This is a genomic window from Nocardia sp. CA-290969, assembly GCF_050936135.1.
Taxonomy (GTDB): Bacteria; Actinomycetota; Actinomycetes; order Mycobacteriales; family Mycobacteriaceae; genus Nocardia.
The window spans coordinates 2781010-2802722 of record NZ_JBNJNJ010000001.1; the positions used below are offsets into that span (position 1 = coordinate 2781010).

The window sequence follows — 21713 nt, forward strand, 5'->3', positions numbered from 1 at the left end:
TGAGTTGCTCCACATCTTCCTCCTCGAAGTGGACCCTCGGGTCCGCTTGCTCCTACCCTGGAGCATAACCGGACCACAGGGTCCACATAATCCGCTTGGAGGAAGCGTATGGCGTGGCAGTTGTTCCGGCTCGGCCGGTGGTCGTTCAACCATCGCAAAGCGGTGGCCGCATTCTGGGTAGTGCTGCTGGCCGTGTTGGCGATCGGGGCGACGACCCTCTCCGGCAAGACCAGCGACAAATTCGAATTGTCCGGTATCGAATCCACGCAGGCATTCGAACTGATCGAACAGCGCAGCCCACAGGCGTCCCCCGACGGTGCCACGGCCCGCGTCGTCTTCGAGGCGCCCGCGGGCCGGTCACTCACCGAACCCTCCTACAACTCCGCGGTCGCCGCCGCGGTGCGCGGGCTCACCACCGAGAATGTGCAGTCGGTGACGGATCCGTTCACCGGCGGAACCATCTCCCCCGACGGCCGCGTCGGCTACGCCGCGGTGACCTACACCAAGACGTCGGCCGAACTCGCCGATGCCGACCGGACCGCCCTCGAGCGCGCCGCGCACGCCGCCGAGGAATCCGGCCTGAACGTCGCCATCGGCGGTGACGCGCTCACCGAGTTCGAGATGCCGCTCGCCGAGGTGATCGGTATCGCGGTCGCGCTGGTGGTGCTGGCGATCACCTTCGGCTCGCTGGTGGCGGCCGGGATGCCGCTGCTCACCGCGCTGGTCGGGGTCGGTATCGGGATGCTCGCCATCACCACCCTCACCGGGTTCGTCGAACTCGGGTCCACCACCCCCGCGCTGGGCACCATGCTCGGCCTCGCGGTCGGTATCGACTACGCCCTGTTCATCATGTCCCGGTACCAGAGCGAGGTGCGCGCGGGCCGTTCGCTCGAGGAAGCGGCGGGGCGCGCGGTCGGCACCGCCGGCTCGGCGGTCGTATTCGCCGGAGCGGCCGTCGTCATCGCTCTCGTCGGCCTCGCGGTATGCAATATCGGGTTCCTCACCCAGATGGGTCTCGCCGGTGCCTTCACCGTCGCGATCGCCGTCCTCATCTCGCTCACCCTGCTGCCCGCCATCCTCGGTTTCGCCGGCGACAAGGTCATGAAGGGCAAGCCGCGCTATCTGCGGAACGCGGCCGGCGAGACGGCGCCGCGCACCCACGGCCGGCGCTGGGTCGAGGGCATCGCCCGGCACAAATGGGCGGCTCTGGCCGGCGGTATCGCGCTGGCGGTACTCGCCTCCGTGCCCGTGGCGTCCATGCAGCTCGCCCTGCCCGACGACTCCAGCAAACCGGCCGGCAGCGACGCCCGCGTCGCCTACGACCTGATCGCCGACAATTTCGGGGCCGGTGCCAACGGCCCGCTCGTCGTGGTCGTCGATACCGCGAACGCCGCCGACCCCGCGGCGGCGGTGCAGACTGCCACCGACGAGCTGCAGGCCATGGCGGGCCGTGCGGGTTCGGATATCGCCACGGTCGTACCGGCGATCACTGCCGACACCCCGCAGGCCCGGCAGGCGTTCACCCAGCAGCTCGCGGCCGTCGACTTCGCCACCGTCACCGTCATCCCCGCCTCGGGTCCGTCGGATCAGGCCACCAAGGATCTCGTCGCCGAGTTGCGCACCGCGCTGGCCGATCTCCCGGCGGAGACCGGTGCCCGTGCCCTGGTCACCGGCCAGACCGCGGTGGGGGTCGATATCGCCGACGAGCTGACCGAGGTCTTCCCCCTCTACCTCGCCGTGGTGGTGGGCCTGGCGATCTTCCTGCTGATCGCGGTGTTCCGCTCGATCTGGGTGCCGATCAAGGCCGCACTGGGCTTCCTGCTCTCGGTCGGTGTCGCCCTCGGTGCCACCGTGGCCGTCTTCCAATGGGGCTGGCTGAACGAACTCATCGGCCTGGACACCACCGCCCCGGTACTGTTCATCCTGCCGATCCTGCTCACCGGCATCCTGTTCGGTCTCGCCATGGACTACGAGGTCTTCCTGGTCACCCGGATGCGCGAGGCCTACGTGCACGGCACACCCGCGCGGCAGGCCGTGATCGACGGGTTCACGCACAGCGCCCGGGTGGTGGTCGCCGCCGCGATCATCATGATCGGTGTCTTCGCCGGGTTCGCGCTCGTCGACGATGTCATCCTGAAAACGGTCGGGTTCGCGCTCGCGGTCGGTGTGCTGGCCGACGCGTTCCTGGTCCGGATGCTCATCGTGCCCGCATTCATGCTGATCGTGGGTGAGCGGATCTGGTGGATGCCGAAATGGCTGGCGCCGCTGGTGCCCACCTTCGATATCGAAGGCGAGGGGCTCACCGAGCGGCTCGACTCCGCGGATCGCGACGCCGCGAAGGAACCAGTCCTCGCCGGTCGCTGAGTCACCGGCTCGCTGAGAAGACTCACGAAAAGCACACCGCCCCCGATCTCGGTTCGAGATCGGGGGCGGTTGCCGTACCGGCTTCCGAACACCGGACCGCTCCGGGTATCTGCCGCGATTGCTCGTCGCGGCGGTGACCGCCGAGTCCGTCCACCACCGGACCGGACGCCTACCGTCTGCTCGCCTCCGCGAACGGCTCCTCGGTCTCCCTGAGGGACAACGGAACTCCGGTAGTGCTGTCGTCGGTTTCGGGTTCCGGGTGCCGGGTGCCGGGCGGGCGGTGCGCGAGACCGGAAGGCCACCACGAGAAACTCCCGAAGAGCTTCATGGTGGCGGGGACGAGGAGCATGCGCAGGATCGTGGCGTCGATGACGAGAGCGGTCACCATGCCGACGGCGATGTACTGCATCATCACCAGATCGGAGAAGGCGAAGGCGCCGCAGACCACCAGGAGGACGAGGGCGGCGGCGGTGATGATCCAGCCGGTGCGGGCGATGCCGGTGCGTACCGCTTCGGTGGTCGAGGCACCCGCCGCGCGGGCTTCGACCATGCGGGCCAGGAGGAATATCTGGTAGTCGGTGGACAGGCCGTAGATCACCGAGATGATCAGCACCAGCACCAGCACCATGATCGGTTGCGGGGTGAAGCCGAGCAGGTCGGCGCCGTGGCCTTGGACGAAGATCCAGGTGAGCACGCCGAGGGTGGCGCCCAGGCCGAGCAGGTTCAGCACGCCCGCCTGTAGCGGCAGGATCACCGAGCGGAAGGCGAGGACCATGAGCGCGGTGGTGATCAGGAAGACCAGTGCGACCATGTACGGCATCCGGCTGAGCAGCGCGTCCACGCTGTCGCGTTCCACCGCGGGCTGCCCGCCCACCAGTAGGGTGGCACCTTTCGGTAGCGGCATGGTGCGCAGATAGTCGAGGGTTTCACCGGCGTCGTGTGCGTCCTGGACCACCGTCGAGGTGGTGAAGACGCCGAGATGTCCCGGGGCTTGCAGGGCCGGCGGGAACGGCGCTTTCAGGCCGGGGGCCCGGTTCGCGCGGTCCGCGATCTCGTCGATGGTGCCGGTGTCACGAGTGATCACCATGAGGTCTACCGGGTTGATCTGGCGTAGCGGGAACAGCTCGTCGAAATGCTGCTGCGCGGTGCGGGTCGGATGGTCCGGCGGCAGGAAACGTTCGGAGATACCGCCGAACGCCGCCTCGCGCACCGGGGCGACGAGCAGCAGCAGGATCGCCACCACCGGGACCGCGACGAGTACCGGGCGGCGCATCACCCAGCCGGCGATCCGGCCCCACGGATTGTCCCGCTGGTCGGTGTTCGCGCGGCGGGCGTGGAATCGGTTGAACCCCAGAAGATCGACGCGGCGGCCGAGGACCGCGAGAACGGCGGGCAGGACGGTGACCGAAACGGCCGCCGCCAGCGCGACCGTCACCATGGCGCCGAGCGCGAACGAGCGCAGGAACCCGTGCGGGAACACCAGAATCGCGCCGGCCGCCGCCACCACGATGGTCGCGGAGAACAGCACGGTGCGGCCCGCGGTGGCGACCGTGCGGCGCACCGCGTCCGGTGGGTCGTATCCCGCGGCGAGCTCCTCGCGGAACCGGCTCACGATGAACAGGCCGTAGTCGATGGCCAGGCCGAGCCCGATCATCGAGACCACCGGCGAGACGAACGAATTCACCTCCATGACGTGGGTGAGCAGCCGGACGATCCCCCAGGCGCCGAGCACGGTCAGCCCGCCCACGATCAGCGGCAGCGCGGCGGCCACCACGCCACCGAACAGGAAGAACAGCAGCACCGCCACCGCCGGGACCGCGACCAGCTCCATCCGTCGCTGGTCGTGGGCCATCGTGTCGTTGAGCGCGAGCGCGACCGGTTGCCCGCCGGCCACCTCCATATCGATACCCGGTATGGTGAGCCGGTCGGCGACCTTGCGGTAGTTGCCCAGCACCGTGGTGTCGTCGTCGCCGCGAATGGCGAGCGAGGCGAAGGCGTGGTCGCGTTGTCCGGTGCCGAAGATATCCGGTACGGCGGGCCCGGTTTCGGTGGGCCAGTACGCGCCGTTGATCTTCTCGATCTCCCCGGGGAAGCGCCGCGGCAGGCTGTTCAGGTGGCCGACAACAGTTTCCGCGAATTCCGGTTCGTCGACCGTCTCGCCCGCGGGGGCGTGGAATACCAGTAGGACGTCGGCGACGTGGTTGCGGCCGAACGCCTCGGTGTTCAACCGCAGGGCGTGCGCCGATTCCGAACCCGGATCGTCCCAGCCGCTCACCCCGAGCCGGTCGTGCACGCCGAGCCCGTATCCACCGAGGGCCAGCAGGCCCGCGACGACCATCCCGATCACGACGAACCGGCGGCGGACGACCAGGTCGATCCAGCCGGACACATAACCTCCCGAGCGAGAAATCCGGGTCCGGCGTAGACCGCCGGACCCTCCGAAGATAGGTGAACACGAGGTGTCCCACAGCGGGTATACCGGCTGGTTCGACATCCCACAAATGCGCCCGCACTCAGTTGTGAAGTGACCCTGAAGCATGTCGGACTTCGTGTGACAGCCAGTACGCTGGCGCCGTCGCCGGCCTCGCAGGAACAGTTCACTCGTTGCGTGTAATCCGCTGGTGCTCAATCATTTCCGACTCTGGAGGATGTGTATGCCGGATATCGCAATAATCGGCATCGGCTGCCGATTCGCCGGCGGGATCGACTCACCCGACTCCTTCTGGGACTTCGTTGTGGACAAACGCGACGGTGTGGTCGACATGCCGGCCGATCGCTGGGATTACCGCCGTTTCTACGACCCGGAGCCGCGCACGCCGGGCCGCAGCTACACCAAACGCGGCGCGTTCATGACGATCGACCCGTGGGAGTTCGACCCCGATTTCTTCGGTATCTCTCCGCGTGAGGCGACCGTTCTGGATCCACAGCAGCGGCTGATGCTCGAGGTCACCTGGGAGGCCCTCGACGATGCCGGGATCGCGCGGCGCGCGGCCGGCGGTTCGGTCGGGGTGTATGTGGGTGGCTTCGTGGTGGATCAGTCGGTGATCGGCGTGGTGGGGCCCGCGCTGTTCCACACCGACATGCATACGCCGGCCAGTGCCTCCTACACGATGCTGTCCAACCGGATCGCCTACGCACTCAACCTGGTGGGGCCTGCGATCACGGTCGATACCGCGTGTTCGTCCTCGCTGGTCGCGTTCCATCTGGCCTGCCAGGCACTGGCGAACGGCGACTGCGAGGTCGCGCTGGCGGGCGGTGTGAATGTCATGCTGCAGCCGGAAACCTTCGTGCTCATGTGCAAGGGCGGCTTCCTGGCGGCCGACGGCCGGTGCAAATCCTTCGACGCCTCCGCCGACGGCTACGGGCGTGGCGAGGGCGCGGGCATGGTGGTGCTGAAGAAGCTCGACGACGCGGTCCGCGACGGCGACCGGGTCTACGCGGTGGTCAAGGCGACCGGGTCGAATCAGGACGGCCGCACCACCGCCATCACCGTGCCGAACGTGGATTCCCAGGAGTCGCTGGCGCGGGCGGTCTGCGCCCGGTCCGGGCTGGCGCCGGAATCCATCACCTACGTGGAGGCGCACGGCACCGGCACGCTGGTCGGTGATCCGGTCGAATTGCGTGCGCTGGGCCGGGTTTTCGGGGCACCCGCCGGGCGCGCGGAGTCGCTGGGTGTGGGCTCGGTGAAATCGACCCTCGGGCATACCGAGGCCGCGGCCGGTATCGCGAGCGTGATCAAGGCGGCGCTGGCCATCCGGCATCGCACGATCCCGCCGCAGGGCTGGATCGACACACCCAATCCCGATATTCCGTTCGACGAATTGGGTCTACACGTCCAAACGGAGGCGCAGCCGCTGTCCGCGGAGGCCGGGCCGATGTCCGTGGCGGTCAACGGTTTCGGCTACGGCGGCACCAACGCGCACGCGATCCTGCAGGAGTACCGGCCCGTCACGGTGGTCGAACCGGCGCGGGAGCCTCGGCATCACGGGGTGTTGCCGATCTCGGCGCGTAGTACCGGCGCGGCCCGCGCGCTGGCCGGCCGCTTCGCCGACCTCATCACCGGCGGCGCCGACCCGGCCCGGCTCGCGGAGGCCGCGTGGACGCGGATGGCGCACCATCCGTACCGCACCGGAATGCTGCTCGGCGACACCGCCGGCTTGGTGCACGCGCTGCGCGAGTTCGCCGGCGGCGAGGGCCGGGACGCGGTGCGCACCCTCGTGGCACGGACCACCGAACCGGTGTTCGTCTTCTCCGGCATGGGCCCGCAATGGTGGGGTATGGCGCGCGAACTGCTCACCACCGAGGGGGTTTTCGCCGAGACGGCCGCCGAGATCGACGCGGAGTTCCGCGCGCTCGCGGGCTGGTCGATCATCGAGGAACTGCTGAAACCGGAGGACGAATCGCGGGTCACCACGACCGCGGTCGCGCAGCCGGCGAACTTCCTGGTGCAGGTGGCGCTGGTGCGTGAACTCGCACGCTACGGGATCGCACCCGCGGCGATCGTCGGGCACAGTGTCGGCGAGGTGTCCGCGGCCTATATCAGCGGCATGCTGTCCCTGCGCGATGCCGTGCTGGTGGCCTACCATCGGGCCCGGTTGCAGGCCACCACGGCGGGGTCCGGTGGCATGCTCGCGGTCGGTATGCCGGCCGAGCAGGCCCGTGAACTGACCGGGGACGACCCCCGCGTGGATATCGCCGCGATCAACAGCGCGACCTCGCTCACCCTGTCCGGCGACGCCGACCGGCTCGACGAGATCGCCGAGAAGCTCACCGAAGACGGTGTTTTCGCCCGCCGGCTGCGGGTCGAGGTGCCGTATCACAGCCGGCTCATGGACCCGATCCTCGACGAGCTGCGTGCGGTACTGGGGACCCTCGAACCGCAGGCTCCCACAGTTCCGCTGTATTCCTCGGTCACCGGTGCGCAGGTGACCGGTCCGGACTGGGACGCCGAGTACTGGTGTGCCAATGTGCGCGAACCGGTGCGTTTCGCCGAGGCGATCACCACGATGGTCGGCGAGCGGCGGGTATTCCTGGAGGTCGGCCCGCATCCGGTGCTGTCCGGAAATATCCGCGAGATCCTGCTGGCCGCCGACGCCAACGGCACCACGGTCCCCACGCTGGACCGGCGGCAGCCCGACTCCGACAGCGTCCGGCGCACCCTCATCGGCCTGTACGGCGCGGGGGTACTGGACCTGGACACCCTGTTCCCGGCGGACGAACCCGCCACCCCGCATATGCCGTTGCCGCGGTATCCGTGGCAACGCACCCGGCTGCACGCACCGCTGCCGCTGTTCGAGCAGGCCCGGCTGGGCACCCCCGGCAGCTACGCCATGCTCGGTGATCCGGATGTCGAGGGCAAACCGGACTACCTGCTGCAGGTCGGCACCGAACTACTGCCGTGGCTGGCCGATCACGTCGTCGACCATGTCAAGATCATGCCCGGTGCGGCGTATCTGGACGCGGCGCTCAGCGCGACCGCGAAACGGCTCGGCGTCGAACGGGTCGCGCTGGAGCAGGTGCGGTTCGTCGCCCCGCTGATCATGGGCGCCCCGGACGTTCCGCTGGTCTCGCTGACCGTGGAGGAGGCCAGCGGCCGGTTTTTGATCCGTTCCCGGTCGGCCACCGGCACCGCCTGGACGCTGCACGCGACGGGTCGCACGCTGACCGCCAGTCATAAGCAGACCGCGGTCGAGGTTCCCGCGATCGAGGCCGGCGTGGATGTCGATCCGGCGATGTTCTACACCGGGCTGGCTGCGGCCGGTTTGCAGTACGGGCCGTCCTTCCAGCGGGTGCTGACCGCACGCGCCGGTCAGGACGTGGTGGTGGCGACCGTGGACGGCAGTATCGCCGCGGGCTCCGGTCATCTCGCGCATCCCGCGGTCGTGGACGCCGCCATGCAGACCGCGGCCATGCTGTTCGCCGAATCCCGGGTGGACGAGGGCACCCTCGTACCGGTCGGGGTGGGCGCCGTGCGCCTGGTCGCGCCGCTGCCCGAACGGATCACCGTCGTCGCCCGGCGCGATCCCGCGGCCCGGTTACGGGCGAATGTGGATCTGCTCGACGACGAGCACAACCTGGTGATGCGGTTGAGCGGCCTGCAGATCGGCCCCCTCACGCCCGGCCAGGATCCGCTGCGCCGGATGGCAGACTTCTACTACGTCGAAACCATGGAGCAGCGCGATCCGCTGGATCCGACCGCATTGCCGCAGGATTCGGTGAGCACCGTCGTCGTGGCGCTGGGCGGCAGCAACAGCCGCGCGGAGGCGCTGGCCGAAACGATCCCCGGTGCCCGGCTGCATCTGGCGGGGCTGCCCGGAAAAGAGCCCGCGGCCGGTCTGGCCGCGACGCTGGCGGCCACCGAAGACGACGAGGCCGCACGGCTGCATGTGATCGTGGTGGCGGGCGGGGGCGATATCGCCGATCTGTGGACGCTCGAACAGGTCGCGGTGGCGATCGACGCGTTCGCCCACCCGGAGAGCAGCACCGAGCAGTCCCCGCAAAGCGTGTTCGACGACGGTGCGTGCCACGCCACCCTGGTCACCGAACTGGCGTTCGCGGTGCCGGATCACGCCCCGCCGGATCCGGCACAGGCCGCGCTGGCCGGCGCGCACCGGGTACTGCTGAACGAGCAGACCGCGCTGCGCTGGCGGCTGGTGGATGTCGAACCGGAGACGGAGACCGCCGCGCTGGTCACCGAACTCGCGGTCCCCGGCGCGTTCTGGAGCGACAACACCGACGAAGTGGCGCTGCGCGGCGGGAGCCGCTGGGCGCCGGTGGTCACCAAACCACTGCCGGACCGCCTCGAGGCCCTCGACACCGCCGCCCCGCTCACCGATCCGGAAGCCAACTTCGAGCTGGAGATGCCGCGCACCCGGGTGCTGTCGGCGCTGGCCTGGCGGGAATGCCCGCGGCCGGAGCCGGGACCGGGGCAGCTCGAGGTGCGGATGAAGGTGATCGGCCTGAACTACAAGGATCCGCTGAAGGTGATCGGGTTGCTCGGCGAACGCGAACTCTCCCCCACCTATTTCGGCACCGTCCCGGGTATGGAGGGTGTCGGCGAAGTGGTGCGGGTCGGCCCGGAGATCACCGATATCGCGGTGGGCGACCAGGTCGCGATCGCCGCCAAGGGCATGATGCAACGGTTCGTGGTGGTAGACCGGGCGCGGGCCATCCCGCTCCCCGCGGACGCCGACCCCGCCTACTGCACCAGCACCATCGCCTTCGGCACCGCCGAGTACGCGCTGCACGATCTGGCCCGGCTGCAACCGGGTGAGACGGTGCTGATCCACGGCGCCGCGGGCGGGGTCGGTACGGCCGCCATCCAGGTCGCCAAGGATCGCGGCGCCCGCATCATCGGCACCGCGAGCACCGACGAACGCCGGGCGCATGTGCTCTCGCTCGGCGCCGATCACGCGATCGACTCCCGGTCGCTGAATTTCGTCGACGATGTCCTGGAGATCACCGGCGGCAAGGGCGCCGAGGTGGTGCTGAGCAGTGCGCCGGGCGAGATCCTGCGGCAGAACTTCCATGCCGTGGCCGAATTCGGCCGCATCGTCGAAGTGGGCAAGGCCGATATCTACACCGGCGGATTGCTGGAACTCGCCAATTTCGACAAGAACGTCGCCTACTACTCGATGGACCTGGACCGCTTGGTCGCCGTGGACGCGCACCGGCTGATCACCCTGCTGCAGCGAGTCTACGAGAAGGTGCTGGCCGGCACCTACCGGCCGCTGCCGTACCGGTTGTTCGAAACCGGCGAGGTGGCGAACGCGTTCGAAGAAACCATTCGCTCGACCGGCCTGCGCCGGATCGCGCTGCGGATGGATTCCCCGCTGCCCGCCGTGCGGCCGTATCTGCCGCAGCTCGAATTCGACGGGACCGGAACGTATCTCGTCACCGGCGGATTCGGCGGGTTCGGGATGGCCATCGGACGCTGGCTGACGCTGCGCGGGGTCCGGCGGCTGGTCCTGGTCAGTCGCAGCGGCCCCACCACCGAGGAGGCCCGCAGGCAATTGGAGGCCTGGCATACGGCCGGTGTCGAGGTGATCGACGAACGCGCCGATATCACCGACGCCCAAGCCGTCGCCGCGATCGTGGCGCACGCGCACGGCCCGGAGCATCCGCTGCGCGGGGTGTTCCACGCGGCGGGGTCGGTGGCCGACAACCGGCTGGCGGCCATGACCTTCCGGGAGCTCGATATCGTGTACCGCCCCAAGGTGCACGGCGCCCGGGTACTGCACCGGGCGGTCGCCGACGCCGGGATCGACCTGGACATGTTCGTGCTGTGCTCCTCGGGCGGATCCATGTACGGCATCTACGGCCAGTACAACTACTGCGCGGCCAATATCGCCGTGGAAACCATGGCGCAGGTATGGGCCGCGGCCGGTGAGCGGGCGCTGTGCGTCGGCTGGGGTCATCTCTCCGGCGCGACCGGCGGGATGGCGGCCGACGAGACCGCGGTCAAATATCTGGACCTGGTCGGCTTCGATCCGATCGATATGGCCGATGCCACCGCCTACTTGGAACAGGCTCTGCGCCTGGGGATTCCGCGAGCCGGCATCATCCCGACCGACTGGGCCAAACTCACCGGCACCTTCCCGCAGCTCACCCGCACCGGCCGCACCATGGCACTGGCGCAGGTCTCCGCAAAGGACACCTCGGAGCTGGCGCAACTGCGCGCCGAGGTCGCCGCGATCGAGGAAGGCAAACGCGGCGCGTTCGTGGCCCGCAAGATGGCCGAGGAGCTCGCGGTCGTCATGGGTGTCCCGGTGGAATCCATCGATATGACCGTGCCCGTCCCGGAGCTGGGGCTGGACTCGCTGATGGCGGTGGAACTCGGGGCCCGGGTCACCAAAACGCTCGGTATCGACCTGATGTCGCTGCAGATGGGCCGGTCCTTCAGCCTCGAGCAGGCCGGACCGAAGGTGGCCGAGCTGATCCTGGCCGCCGAATCCGCCACCGGGCCGTCCGCACCGGATCCGGCCGCACTCATCGCGGCATCCGACGGCGCGGCCGAACCCGTACCGGTGGGGGCCACATCGTGACGAGCAGCCGCCGAAACGAGGATGCACCATGGTCGAATTCGGCCTGATCGACGAATGGGAGCCGGCGCCGGGCCGGCTGACCAGCTGGGTGGCGTCACCGGAATCGGTGGCGCGGGCCCGGCGGGCACCGGTCCACCCGGCCCCGCCGTCGCATCAGCAGGAACAATATCTGCGGCTGGCCGACCGGCACGCCGCGGCGGAATTCCGCTACTCCGGCCTCTGCCTGGTCACCGCCGAGATCCCGGCCGGTGACCTGGACCGGGACGCGATGACCCGCGCGATCAACAGGTTCCTGTTGCGGCACGACACCTTCCGGACCTGGTTCCGGATCTCCCGGGACGGTGCGCTCGAGCGGCACCTGGTCCCCGAGGAGGACGTCGAGTTCGTACCGGTGGACTGCGGGCAGGTCGACGACCCTCGCACCGTCCGGGAGCACGTACAGAAAACCACCCCGGGCCCGTTCGATTGGGACTGTTTCACCTTCGGGACGATCGAACGCGCCGATTCCACCACGGTCTATCTCGCGGTCGATCATCTGCACACCGACGGTTTCGGCCAGTACCTGTCCGGTTTCGACCTCGCCCTGCTCTACACCCGCGAGGTCTGGCCGGAAGCCCCGGAGATGTTGTCCCCCGCGGCCAGCTACCTGGACTACTGCACCGTGGAAAGGGCCTACACCGGCCGGATGTCGCTCACCTCGCCCGGGGTACGCAAATGGCTCGAGCTGATCCGCGGCAACGACGGCAGGCTGCCGGCGTTCCCGCTGGACCTGGGTCGACGCACCGATGTCTACCACCGCAGCGCGCACCGCACGGTGACGCTGTTCGACGAAACCACCGCACTCCGGTTCGAGCGGCGCTGCCGGGCGAACGGCGCCGAATTCGTCGGCGGGATCTTCGCGGCGGCGGCGCTGACCGAACGGGAACTGGCCGACAGCGACTACTACTTCGGCATGACACCGGTGAGTACGCGCAGTACACCGGAGGAACGCGCCTCGGTGGGCTGGTACGTCACCTTGCTCCCGGTGGCGTTCCCGCTGGGCGGCACCTCCTTCGACCGGGCGGTCAAGCTCGCCCAGCACGCCTACGAGAACGGGCTGCGGCTCGCGCCCACCTCCTTCCAGCGAGTGGTCGAACTGCTGCCCGCCGATTCCGATCTGGACCTGAAACCCGGCTGGTCCTGTCCGATGATCTCCTACGTCGATGCCCGCGAACTGCTCGGCAACGAATTCTTCGACGCGGCCGGTTGCGGCCTCTACGCCAATCGCGCCGCGTCCGAACAGGTACTGATCTGGATCAACCGGCTGGCGACCGAGACCACGCTCAGCGCCATCTACCCGGATACCCCGGTCGCACACGAATCCGTGGAACGGTATGTCCGGACGCTGAAAGCCGTCTTCGAAGCCGCCGCTCAGGAGGGACGACCTTGATCGACACGATATTCCGCGATCCGGGCATCCCCGACGGCGAGAAATCCGTCTACACGGTGCGTATCGCGGATCGGCCGCCCACCTTCGACCTGGTCAGCGCCATCGGTCACGACGACGCCGGCTACCGGTCGATCGTGCAGGTCGGCCCCGGCGCGGGGAAGTTCACGATCACCGTCGAGCAGCGGTTCCACCGCATCGGCGGCCGCCTGCTGGCAGCCGAGTATCGCGCCGAAACCCGCTCCGGCACCGCGGTGGTGAGCCGGGAGGAGGCCAATTTCCTGGGCACCAGTCACCTGCAATTCGGCGGCGGGATCGCCCCCTTCCCCACCGGCCTCATGCCGCTGGCGGGTGGCCTGACCCTGCTGCGCGGTCTCGACTTCGCCGAGGGCGTCGAGGAGCACATCCCGCTCTGGCTGGCCTTCTCGGTGCACGTTCCGCTGAGCGTCAGGGTCGAGCAGCGGACCACGGTGGAGGTGCCGGCCGGCAGCGTCGACTGCTGGCAGGTCCGGTTACGGCCCCGGCTCTCCGGACTGAACACCCTGCTGGAGAAGATGCTCAGCGGATTCCTGCCACCCGCGGTCGCGCATTTCGAGGCGGCGCCACCGCACCGGATGGTCCGGTTCGGCTTCCCCACCGGCCCCATGCCCTGGGATGCCCGCGGCCTGCTGGAGCTGACCTAGCCGAACCGAACCGGCGCCGTGCCACCATGTCAGCGGCCGAGCAGTCCCTCCCCGATATAGCTGTCCCGCCCGATCCCCGGGGGGATCGCGAACACCGCCGAGCCGACGGGGGTGGTCCATTCGTTGAGCGCGTCGAATTCGTCGAGTCGCCGCTGAACGGGCAGGAACTGGGTGCCGATATCGCGCTGGAAGGAAACGAACAGCAGCCCGGAATTCGAGACCGATCCCGGCCCCGGCGGATCGTCGTAGTTGTAGACGCGCCGGAAGATTCGTTCACCCTCGTGAGTATGGTGCGCGCGGGCGATATGCGAACCCGGCGAGATGACCGGTATGCCGTTGCGGTCGGTCGCCGTGAAATCGGGTTCGTCCCTTTCGTGCACGCCGGTCAGCGGTGCGCCGTTGTCCAGTGTGCGGCCGACGGTGATCTCGCGGCCCGGCCGGTCCAGCTCGTCCCAGGTATCCAGTTCGATTCGTATCCGCCGCAGCACCATCGAGGTCCCGCCGGCCAGCCACGCCTGTTCCGAGCCGTCGTCCCAGACCAGGGCGTCGAAGGCCGCGGTGCCGGGCTCCGGATTCGTCGTCCCGTCGACCTGCCCCATGAGGTTGCGCATCGTCGTGCCCGGCGCCTCGGTGCCCCGGGCCCGTCTGAACCCGCGCTGCGTCCACCGCACGGTGACCAGTGACCGGACGTTCTTCACCAGCACCCGCACCGCGTGTGCGACCGTGACCGGATCGTCGGCGCAGACCTGCAGGAGTAGGTCCGCGCCGGTATACGCCGGATCGAGTCGATCGATGGTGAACGCCGGGAGGGGCGCCGACCAGGAGGGCGCCGCCGTCGGCCGGTCGATCGCCTCGAAAACGCCCGGGCCGTACCCGATGGTCACCGTCAGCCGCGCCGGCGTGGCGGCGAGTTCGGGTTCGGTATCGGCCAGTGCCGGCCTGCCCTGCGTGAGCCGGGCGATATCAGCCGTCCAGACCTTCATGATGCCGATGAACTCGGCGCGACCCACCTTCGGTAGCAGGTCGAGCCCGACGAGGGTCGCGTGCGCCTGCGGCGGGCTGGTCGCGATACCGGCCTGGTGCGGGCCGTCCCAGGCCACGGTCTCGGCGCCGGTGGCGGGCGCCGTTCTCGCCGTGGCGGCATAGATCCCCGCGCCGGCGCCCACCGCGCCGACCGCGGCGGCGCTCGAACCGAGCAACCGCCGCCGGCTCATCGTTGCTCGTCGCGGGGCGCGGTCAGCCACTGTGTGCGGGGTTGACGGGGCCGGCCGGATCGTGGCCGCCGGGTTCGTAATTCTCCTGCGCACCGGCGAAATCGCGGACCTGCGCGGTGAACGTCGTGCTGGAGCTGTCCTCGAAGACGAGCGTGATCTCGGTTTCCGCCCCGGGCGTCAGCGGGGCGAGCAGATCCATGAGCATTACGTGATCACCGCCCGCGACCAGGGCGTATGTACCGCCGGCGGGGATGACGAAACCACCGGTTTTGGGCCGCATCACCGTCGCACCGGCGGCCCCCGGTGCGATTTCGTGGAGTTCGACGCGCGCGGAGGCGGGCGACGACGCCGAAACCACCCGGACCGCGGTATCGGCGGTGCTGCGCAGTTCGGCGAAAGCCGCCGTCATCCCGGAATCGGCGGCCTTCACCCACTGTTCGTGGACGAGCACCGAATCGGCCTGCCGGCCGGTGGGTTCCGCGGGGCCGGTCGAGCAGGCCGCCGCCAGTGTGGTGGCGAGAGACAGCGCCACGAGGGCGCCGCGTCGGTACGAGATTCTCATTGTGGTCACTTCCAGGTGATAAGAGGTGGGTGGGGCCCCGGCCGCCGCCGTGGAGCAGCGGAACGGCGCGCGGACGGCCCATACGCGGGCATCGAACTACGCGCGGCCGTACGGGCCGAGGGCGCAAACTTCTGACCCGACCGGTATCGATCGTGGCGATATCGGCTCGGCGAGACAGGAATCGGCCGGCCGCGCGTCACCGCGGCTACCGGGTACCGCGACCCGCAGCGGCTGCGGGCGTTCCACGCGGTGGCGCCCGGCGCGTCGCGGCCTTTCCGCCCGCAGCCGGTGGTCAGCCGGTGCGGCGTCGGCATCCCGGCCGGGATCGGCGGGACGGCGAACGCCGGCTCAGACCGTAACGGGAGGTCCGCGCGTCCCGGCGCCGGAGAGGTCGACCGGACGAAGCGTGACCCGGGCGCGGTACACCGGCGTCCCGGGCGCCCACAGCGCCGGATCCACCGGTATCCGCATCGCTGCCGCGACCGCTCGCCGCAGCGCGGACACCGCCCATCGCATACCACGCTCGGCACCGTGCACGAGATAGGCACCCGCGACGACGGCCAGCAGATGGGCGCCGAGCATGCGCTCGTCCACGACGGCGACGTGCCGGTGGAGATCCGCGAACGTCAAGGCGAGATGCCCGAGTACTTGCGCGCCGACGAGCGCGGCCATCAACCGGGAACGAGAAGGTCCGCGCGCCGCGCCGGCCACACACCCGGCAGCCGAGCAGACGATGAGCATCAGCAGTCCGGCGGTTTCGGAGGGGAGCGCCCCACCACCGGCACGATGGCCCGCGACCGTGACACAGGACGACAACGCGCCCACGGATACACCACGCAGTACGCGGGTCGTATCCGGAGGCACGGTCGAATCCTAGCTCCTACTACATGAAGTAGTAAACCTGCGGCCGAGGAATCCGTGACAGGCTCCGGCCGACGGGGTAGCCATGGTCCGCAGTGATGCGGTTGACTGTGCTGGACAACGGTTTCCGCGCGGAACAGCAGAAAGGCGGTGGTCCGTGCGCACTCGCCGTCAGCTGCCCGCGCAGCCTCGGGCCGGCCGGGTATTCGGTCTTCTGCTCGTGGGCGTGCTTCTCGCCGTTCCCGGTTGCGTCGATCGGCCCGAGCCCACGATGCCCACGTGGCCCGCGGGTGTCGAACAGCCGCCGGAGTATTCGTTCGGTGATGCCGTCGCCGGCCGCAGTCAACGCGCGTGGGGGCCCGTGTTCGACGCGCTGGCACAGCGGTTCGGCCGGGAGCGGCTCGAGGTCGGTGATTACACCCTCACCGCCGAAACCGGCCCGGATGCGCTGCGGCGGGAACTGGACGCGGAGCTGGTGGGGCAACGGGGCTGGCGAACCATGGCGCCACAAACTGTCCCCTCCGATGCATGGGCTTTCGGCTACGAACGCCCCGACGGCCGGCATATCGTTGCCCTGATCGGGCTGGATGCCCGGCCCGGCGACACCCGCGTTCCGCTCACCGTCGTGACCACGTTCCCGCAGCGCTGACGTCGCGCCGATCGGCAGAAGACGCCGGCGGCGCGCTACGGACCGCGGCGCACTCCCTCGACTTCGGTCAGGAAATCCTCGATCACCGAGGTGATCTCGGCGTGCCCGGCATCGATATCGAAGGCTTCCTCCATCCGCAGGAAACGCGAGACACTCGACATCAGCATCACCAAGGTCACCGGGTTCCAGCGGTCGTGGTCGCGGCCGCGCAAGGCCCGGGAAACGAGCTCCAGCTGCAGTTCGCGGAATCGTTTCGAGGACTGGGCGATTTCGGAGCGGATGGACGGCCGGTGGGTGGCCAGGGAGACGAACTCCATGGTCAGCGCGGTGCGGGACTGATCGTGGATGGCGTCCCAGAGCGCCCACAACGGCTGTTCGGCGTCGGCGGCCGCCAGCAATCGCTGATAGCTGCGTTCGGCGCCCCTGCGGAACAGTGCCACGAACAGGCTGTCCATATTGCCGAAGTAGTAGTAGACGAGGGCAGGGTTCACGCCGGCGCGCGCACCGAGGCGCCGGGAACTGACCGCGGCATAGCCGTCCTCGAGCATCACCTGTTCGGCGGCGTCGAGCAGCGCCGACCTGGTCGACAGGCTCTCGCCGTCCGATTCGGCGCCGGCCGGCACCGACGCCCGGTTTTCGCCCATGGCACCTCCTTGTGGTGACTGTTGCGGGGACCTCCTCGGAACCACCGCGACCCCTGTGCCCGCCTTCGTCTCGATCTTAGGAAGCGCGACCGCACCGTGGTTTCGGCAGGTCGGCGACCCGGTCCTGCGACCGGTGGAAGTGGCCGCCGCCGGCGGCCTTTCGGGTCTTGACAGCGGTGAAGCGTTCTCCGTATAACTTTAACCGACTGCTTAATTAAGCAGTCGGTTAAACGCCGAATGGTCAGCGCGGTGCGCCGCCACAGGCGGGCCCCAGTGGGCGCCGATATACCGGGCCGTTCCCGGTACGCACCCACCCGCACACGCTCGTGCAGTACGAGGAGCTTCGAGATGAGCAGTCCCCCGGCGAACCTGCAGCAGGACGGCGACCGCACCCCCCACGGCGCGGGCCGGGTCGTCGTGGTGACCGGCGGCGCATCCGGAATGGGTGCATCGATCTGCCGGCGGCTCGCCGCCGGTGGTGATCGAATCGCCGTCCTCGACCGCGACGGCGCCGGAGCGCACCGCGTCGCGGCGGAACTGGAGTCGGCCGGCGGGGTCGCGATGGGCTGCGAGGTTGATGTCACCGACCGCACGGCCGTGGACGACGCCCTGCACAAGGTGCGGGCACAATGGGGTCCGGTGCAGGTACTGGTCACCAGTGCCGGGGTTTTCGCCTTCGAGCCGTTCACCGAGATCTCGATCGAATCCTGGAACCGGATCATCGAGGTCAACCTCACCGGCACCTTCCACTGCGTACAGGCGGTGATACCGGATATGGTGGCGGCCGGCTGGGGCCGGATCGTCACGATCTCCTCCTCCAGCGCCCAGCGTGGGTCGCCGAAAATGGTCCACTACACGGCGTCCAAGGGCGCCGTGATCGCCATGACCAAGGCGCTGGCCCGGGAATACGCCGGCTGCGGGATCACGGTGAACACCATTCCCCCGTCGGGAATCGACACCCCGATGTCACGCGCGTCCCAGGCGGCGGGCAACCTCCCCGACAACGAGACGATGGCGCGGGCCATCCCGGTCGGCTATCTCGGCGACGGCGACGATATCGCCGCGGCCTGCGCCTACCTCTGCTCGGCGGATGCCCGGTTCATCACCGGGCAGGTGGTGGGCGTCAACGGTGGAGCGGTCATATGACGGCCGCCGATCCCCGCCTCGCCCCGCTACCCGCCGCGGACTGGACCGACGACGGACGAGACATGCTGCGCGGCCGGCTGAAACGCGCGGACCGGTACCTGTCCGGGGATCCCGGCACACCCCCGCTGCCGAATATCCTCGGGATATTCGGGCATCATCCGGAACTCGGCGGCGCCTGGCTGGCCTACAACGGCCTGCTCCTGGAACGTGCCACCCTCGACCCCCGGCTGCGCGAACTCGCGATCCTGCGGGTCGCCTGGCGCACCCGCTCGGCCTACGAATGGGATCAGCACTCCCGTATGGCCCGTGAGCTGGGCGTCACCGCCGGCACCATCGAAGACGTCGCCTGCGGCGAAACAGCTCACTGGCCCACCGCCGACCGGCTGGTCGTGACCGCCGCCGACGAACTGCTCGACCGGCATCGGGTCTGCGACACCACCTGGGCCGCGCTCACCGCACATCTGGACACCCGGCAGATGCTCGAACTGCTCTTCGTGATCGGTTCCTACCTGTGCCTGGCGCTGGTGTTCAACAGTGTCGACCTGCAACCGGACCCACCCACCGACTCCGCGGCGACATCCGACGAACCCGTACGGGAGGACTGACCATGGCGCGCTGGCCGAAACCACCGGAAGGCACCTGGACCGAGCACTATCCCGACCTCGGCACCGGCCCGGTGTCGTTCGAGGATTCGATTTCACCGCAGTTCTACGAACTGGAGCGGAAAGCGATCTTCGAACGGGCCTGGCTCAATATCGGCCGGGTGGAGCAGGTTCCGCGGACCGGTAGCTATTTCACCAAGGAAATCCATATCGCCAAGACCTCCGTGCTCGTAGTGCGCGACCGCGAGCAGCAGGTGCGGGCCTTCTACAACGTGTGCCGGCACCGCGGCAACAAACTCGTGTGGAACGAAGACCCCCGCGCGGAGACCTCCGGTACCTGCCGCCAGTTCACCTGCAAATACCACGGCTGGCGGTACGGCATAGACGGCGAGCTGACCTTCGTGCAGCAGGAGGGCGAATTCTTCGACCTCGACAAATCGGATTTCGGTCTCGCGCCGGTGCATTGCGAGGTGTGGGCCGGCTTCATCTTCGTGAATCTGGCGCCGGAGCCACCGCAGACCCTGCGGGAATTCCTGGGCCCCATGGTCACCGCGCTCGAGGATTACCCGTTCGACCGGATGACCGAATGGTACGAGTTCCGGGCCGAGAACCAGAGCAACTGGAAACTGTTCGCCGACGCGTTCCAGGAGTACTACCACGTCCCCGGCCTGCATTCCCAGCAGGTGCCGGGTCCGGTGCGCAATCCGGAGCCGAATTTCGAATGCGCGCATTTCCAGGTGGACGGCCCGCACCGGGTGGTCAGTACCGGCGGCGCCCGTCGCTGGACCCTGCCGCCGGAGTTCATGTACCCCATCGAGCGGGTCACCCGCAGCGGACTGGTCGGCCCGTGGGAATCCCCGGATATCGGTGAACTGCCGCCGGGGATCAATCCGGGACGGGTGGAGCCGTGGGGTATCGACAATTTCCAGATCTTCCCCAATCTGGAGATCCTGTTCTACCGCGGCTGGTATCTCATCTACCGGTACTGGCCCACCTCGTACAACAGTCATCTCTTCGAAGGGGTCCTGTGCTATCAGCCCGCCCGGACGGTACGGGAGCGGGTGGAGCACGAGGTGTCCTCGGTGGTATTCAAGGAATTCGCCCTGCAGGACGCCGGGATGCTCACCGGCACACAGACCGCGCTCGAATCCGCCTACCGCACGGCGCGGATCACCGATTATCCGGTCAACGACCAGGAAATCCTGGTCCGGCATTTCCACAAGGTCGTCGCGGACTGGGTCGGCGAATATCGCGACGCGCGGGTGAGGGTGTGAATCCGATGGCCGGAAATATGTTGCCACCCGCATTCGCCGAATTCGAGCGGTTCGCCCCGATCTGGTGCCTGGCCACCGAAACCGAACGCTGGGACCGCCGGATGAACAGTTCGATGGACGAGCTGAACGAGTTCTACGCGGCCTTCTTCCCCCGGCTCGAGGAAGCCATCGCCTACTGCGACAAGTTCCCTCTCGACGACCTGCCCGACGAGGTACTGCATCTGCTGCAGCTCATCTATTCGCTGGCCCTGGTGGCGATGGCGGTCGAGATATTCCTGCAACCGCGCCCGGTGGACAGCGCCGACGCCGAATTGGAACGGATCGGCGAGCCATGGCCGTGACCCACCCGCACACCCACAGACCCTCCCCGGAGCGACCATGACCACCATCACCGTCGAGAAACTGAACCACGAGATCGGTGCCGAGATCACCGGACTCGACGCCGACCGGCTGGCCGCCGACGATACCGTCCCCGGCCTGATCCTCGACGCCCTGGAGACCAACGGCGTCCTGGTCTTCCGGGGCCTGCACCTCGAGCCGGAAGCCCAGGTGGCGTTCTGCCGCAAACTCGGCGAGATCGACACTACGCCCGGTCACCACCCACTGCCCGGGATCTACCGGGTGAGCCTCGATACCAGCAAGAACTCCTCGGCGAACTATCTGCGCGGAACCTTCGACTGGCATATCGACGGCTGCACCCCCAAGGACGACACCTACCCGCAGATGGCCACCGTCCTGTCGGCGAAAGCGGTCGCGACCAGCGGCGGGGAAACCGAATTCGCCAGTACCTACCGGGCCTACGACCGCCTCGGGACGGCCGAGCAGGAGCGGCTCCGAGGGCTACGCGTACTGCATTCGCTGGAAGCGTCGCAACGCCCGCTGAACCCCGACCCCTCACCGCGGCTACTGGAGCACTGGCGCAACTGGCCCACCCGGGAGCATCCGCTGGTCTGGACCCACCGCTCCGGCCGGCGGTCGCTGGTACTCGGTACCTCCACCGACCGGGTGATCGGCATGGACCGGGCCGCGGGCCGCGCACTGCTCGACGATCTGCTCGCGCGCTGCACCGCCCCCGAATACGTCTACCGGCACACCTGGTCGGTGGGCGACACGGTGATCTGGGACAACCGCGGCGTCATCCACCGCGCCGCGCCCTACCCGCAGGACTCGCCCCGCGAAATGCTGCGCACCACTGTTCTGGGCGACGAACCGATCCAGTAGCCGAACACACAGCCCTACCGATC

The 21713-nt window shown here is 68.7% G+C and carries 15 protein-coding genes; 10 read left to right on the forward strand and 5 right to left on the reverse strand.

Features of this window, described 5'->3' with window-relative positions:
• The first annotated feature begins 108 nt into the window (after nt 1–108).
• On the forward strand, nt 109–2364 hold the full coding sequence (locus ACQEVO_RS12920) for an MMPL family transporter (RefSeq protein ID WP_432912601.1): 2256 nt from the start codon (nt 109–111) through the stop codon (nt 2362–2364).
• A gap of 169 nt (nt 2365–2533) precedes the next feature.
• Here ACQEVO_RS12920 and ACQEVO_RS12925 read toward each other — a convergent pair whose 3' ends face one another.
• Nucleotides 2534–4753: an MMPL family transporter gene (locus ACQEVO_RS12925; protein ID WP_432912604.1), complete on the reverse strand. Its 2220-nt coding sequence runs from the start codon at nt 4751–4753 to the stop codon at nt 2534–2536.
• A gap of 265 nt (nt 4754–5018) precedes the next feature.
• Here ACQEVO_RS12925 and ACQEVO_RS12930 point away from each other — a divergent pair, with 265 nt between their 5' ends.
• Genes ACQEVO_RS12930 through ACQEVO_RS12940 form a run of 3 tightly spaced genes read left to right on the forward strand, consistent with a single transcriptional unit; the run spans nt 5019 to nt 13517 of the window.
• On the forward strand, nt 5019–11408 hold the full coding sequence (locus ACQEVO_RS12930) for a type I polyketide synthase (protein WP_432912606.1): 6390 nt from the start codon (nt 5019–5021) through the stop codon (nt 11406–11408).
• A gap of 28 nt (nt 11409–11436) precedes the next feature.
• Complete coding sequence (locus ACQEVO_RS12935; RefSeq protein ID WP_432912609.1) at nt 11437–12837, forward strand: condensation domain-containing protein; 1401 nt, start codon at nt 11437–11439, stop codon at nt 12835–12837.
• Nucleotides 12834–13517 (forward strand): hypothetical protein, encoded by a 684-nt coding sequence (locus ACQEVO_RS12940; protein WP_432912612.1) that lies wholly within the window; start codon nt 12834–12836, stop codon nt 13515–13517. The genes ACQEVO_RS12935 and ACQEVO_RS12940 overlap by 4 nt, the downstream gene beginning before the upstream one ends.
• Nucleotides 13518–13546: 29 nt before the next feature.
• On the opposite strand, the gene ACQEVO_RS12945 is transcribed toward ACQEVO_RS12940, so the two are convergent.
• The 3 genes from ACQEVO_RS12945 to ACQEVO_RS12955 all read right to left on the reverse strand — a co-directional run bounded on the left by ACQEVO_RS12945 (nt 13547) and on the right by ACQEVO_RS12955 (nt 16157).
• Nucleotides 13547–14731 carry a Dyp-type peroxidase gene (locus ACQEVO_RS12945; protein ID WP_432912614.1) on the reverse strand — a complete coding sequence of 395 codons (1185 nt, stop codon included), beginning with the start codon at nt 14729–14731 and terminating at the stop codon, nt 13547–13549.
• Between the two features lie 22 nt (nt 14732–14753).
• Complete coding sequence (locus ACQEVO_RS12950) at nt 14754–15293, reverse strand: copper chaperone PCu(A)C (RefSeq protein WP_432922652.1); 540 nt, start codon at nt 15291–15293, stop codon at nt 14754–14756.
• Between the two features lie 348 nt (nt 15294–15641).
• Entirely contained in the window at nt 15642–16157 is a 516-nt protein-coding gene (locus tag ACQEVO_RS12955; protein WP_432912617.1) for a hypothetical protein, read from the reverse strand.
• 154 nt (nt 16158–16311) lie between these two features.
• On the opposite strand from ACQEVO_RS12955, the gene ACQEVO_RS12960 reads away from it, so the two are divergent.
• Nucleotides 16312–16803, forward strand: coding sequence for a hypothetical protein (locus ACQEVO_RS12960; protein ID WP_432912620.1), 492 nt, complete (start codon nt 16312–16314; stop codon nt 16801–16803).
• 35 nt (nt 16804–16838) lie between these two features.
• Here the strand turns inward: ACQEVO_RS12960 and ACQEVO_RS12965 are convergent, their stop codons facing one another.
• Nucleotides 16839–17447 carry a TetR/AcrR family transcriptional regulator gene (locus ACQEVO_RS12965; protein WP_432912622.1) on the reverse strand — a complete coding sequence of 203 codons (609 nt, stop codon included), beginning with the start codon at nt 17445–17447 and terminating at the stop codon, nt 16839–16841.
• Between the two features lie 348 nt (nt 17448–17795).
• Between ACQEVO_RS12965 and ACQEVO_RS12970 the strand changes: the two genes are divergently transcribed.
• The 5 genes from ACQEVO_RS12970 to ACQEVO_RS12990 are packed head-to-tail and all read left to right on the forward strand — an operon-like array spanning nt 17796 to nt 21690.
• Nucleotides 17796–18593 (forward strand): SDR family NAD(P)-dependent oxidoreductase, encoded by a 798-nt coding sequence (locus tag ACQEVO_RS12970; protein WP_432912625.1) that lies wholly within the window; start codon nt 17796–17798, stop codon nt 18591–18593.
• Complete coding sequence (locus ACQEVO_RS12975) at nt 18590–19198, forward strand: carboxymuconolactone decarboxylase family protein (RefSeq protein ID WP_432912628.1); 609 nt, start codon at nt 18590–18592, stop codon at nt 19196–19198. The genes ACQEVO_RS12970 and ACQEVO_RS12975 overlap by 4 nt, the downstream gene beginning before the upstream one ends.
• Nucleotides 19199–19200: 2 nt before the next feature.
• Nucleotides 19201–20469, forward strand: a complete 1269-nt coding sequence (locus tag ACQEVO_RS12980; protein WP_432912630.1) for an aromatic ring-hydroxylating oxygenase subunit alpha — start codon at nt 19201–19203, stop codon at nt 20467–20469.
• 5 nt (nt 20470–20474) lie between these two features.
• Nucleotides 20475–20810, forward strand: coding sequence for a hypothetical protein (locus ACQEVO_RS12985; protein WP_432912633.1), 336 nt, complete (start codon nt 20475–20477; stop codon nt 20808–20810).
• A gap of 37 nt (nt 20811–20847) precedes the next feature.
• Entirely contained in the window at nt 20848–21690 is an 843-nt protein-coding gene (locus tag ACQEVO_RS12990) for a TauD/TfdA dioxygenase family protein (RefSeq protein WP_432912636.1), read from the forward strand.
• The last annotated feature ends 23 nt before the right edge of the window (nt 21691–21713 follow it).

What these genes read in the sequence shown, in the direction of transcription:
- ACQEVO_RS12920 (WP_432912601.1), top strand. Translation starts at nt 109, where the DNA reads ATGGCGTGGCAGTTGTTCCGGCTCGGCCGGTGGTCGTTCAACCATCGC.
- ACQEVO_RS12930 (WP_432912606.1), top strand. Translation starts at nt 5,019, where the DNA reads ATGCCGGATATCGCAATAATCGGCATCGGCTGCCGATTCGCCGGCGGG.
- ACQEVO_RS12935 (WP_432912609.1), top strand. Translation starts at nt 11,437, where the DNA reads ATGGTCGAATTCGGCCTGATCGACGAATGGGAGCCGGCGCCGGGCCGG.
- ACQEVO_RS12945 (WP_432912614.1), bottom strand. Translation starts at nt 14,731, where the DNA reads ATGAGCCGGCGGCGGTTGCTCGGTTCGAGCGCCGCCGCGGTCGGCGCG.
- ACQEVO_RS12950 (WP_432922652.1), bottom strand. Translation starts at nt 15,293, where the DNA reads ATGAGAATCTCGTACCGACGCGGCGCCCTCGTGGCGCTGTCTCTCGCC.
- ACQEVO_RS12965 (WP_432912622.1), bottom strand. Translation starts at nt 17,447, where the DNA reads ATGGGCGAAAACCGGGCGTCGGTGCCGGCCGGCGCCGAATCGGACGGC.
- ACQEVO_RS12970 (WP_432912625.1), top strand. Translation starts at nt 17,796, where the DNA reads ATGAGCAGTCCCCCGGCGAACCTGCAGCAGGACGGCGACCGCACCCCC.
- ACQEVO_RS12975 (WP_432912628.1), top strand. Translation starts at nt 18,590, where the DNA reads ATGACGGCCGCCGATCCCCGCCTCGCCCCGCTACCCGCCGCGGACTGG.
- ACQEVO_RS12980 (WP_432912630.1), top strand. Translation starts at nt 19,201, where the DNA reads ATGGCGCGCTGGCCGAAACCACCGGAAGGCACCTGGACCGAGCACTAT.
- ACQEVO_RS12985 (WP_432912633.1), top strand. Translation starts at nt 20,475, where the DNA reads ATGGCCGGAAATATGTTGCCACCCGCATTCGCCGAATTCGAGCGGTTC.
- ACQEVO_RS12990 (WP_432912636.1), top strand. Translation starts at nt 20,848, where the DNA reads ATGACCACCATCACCGTCGAGAAACTGAACCACGAGATCGGTGCCGAG.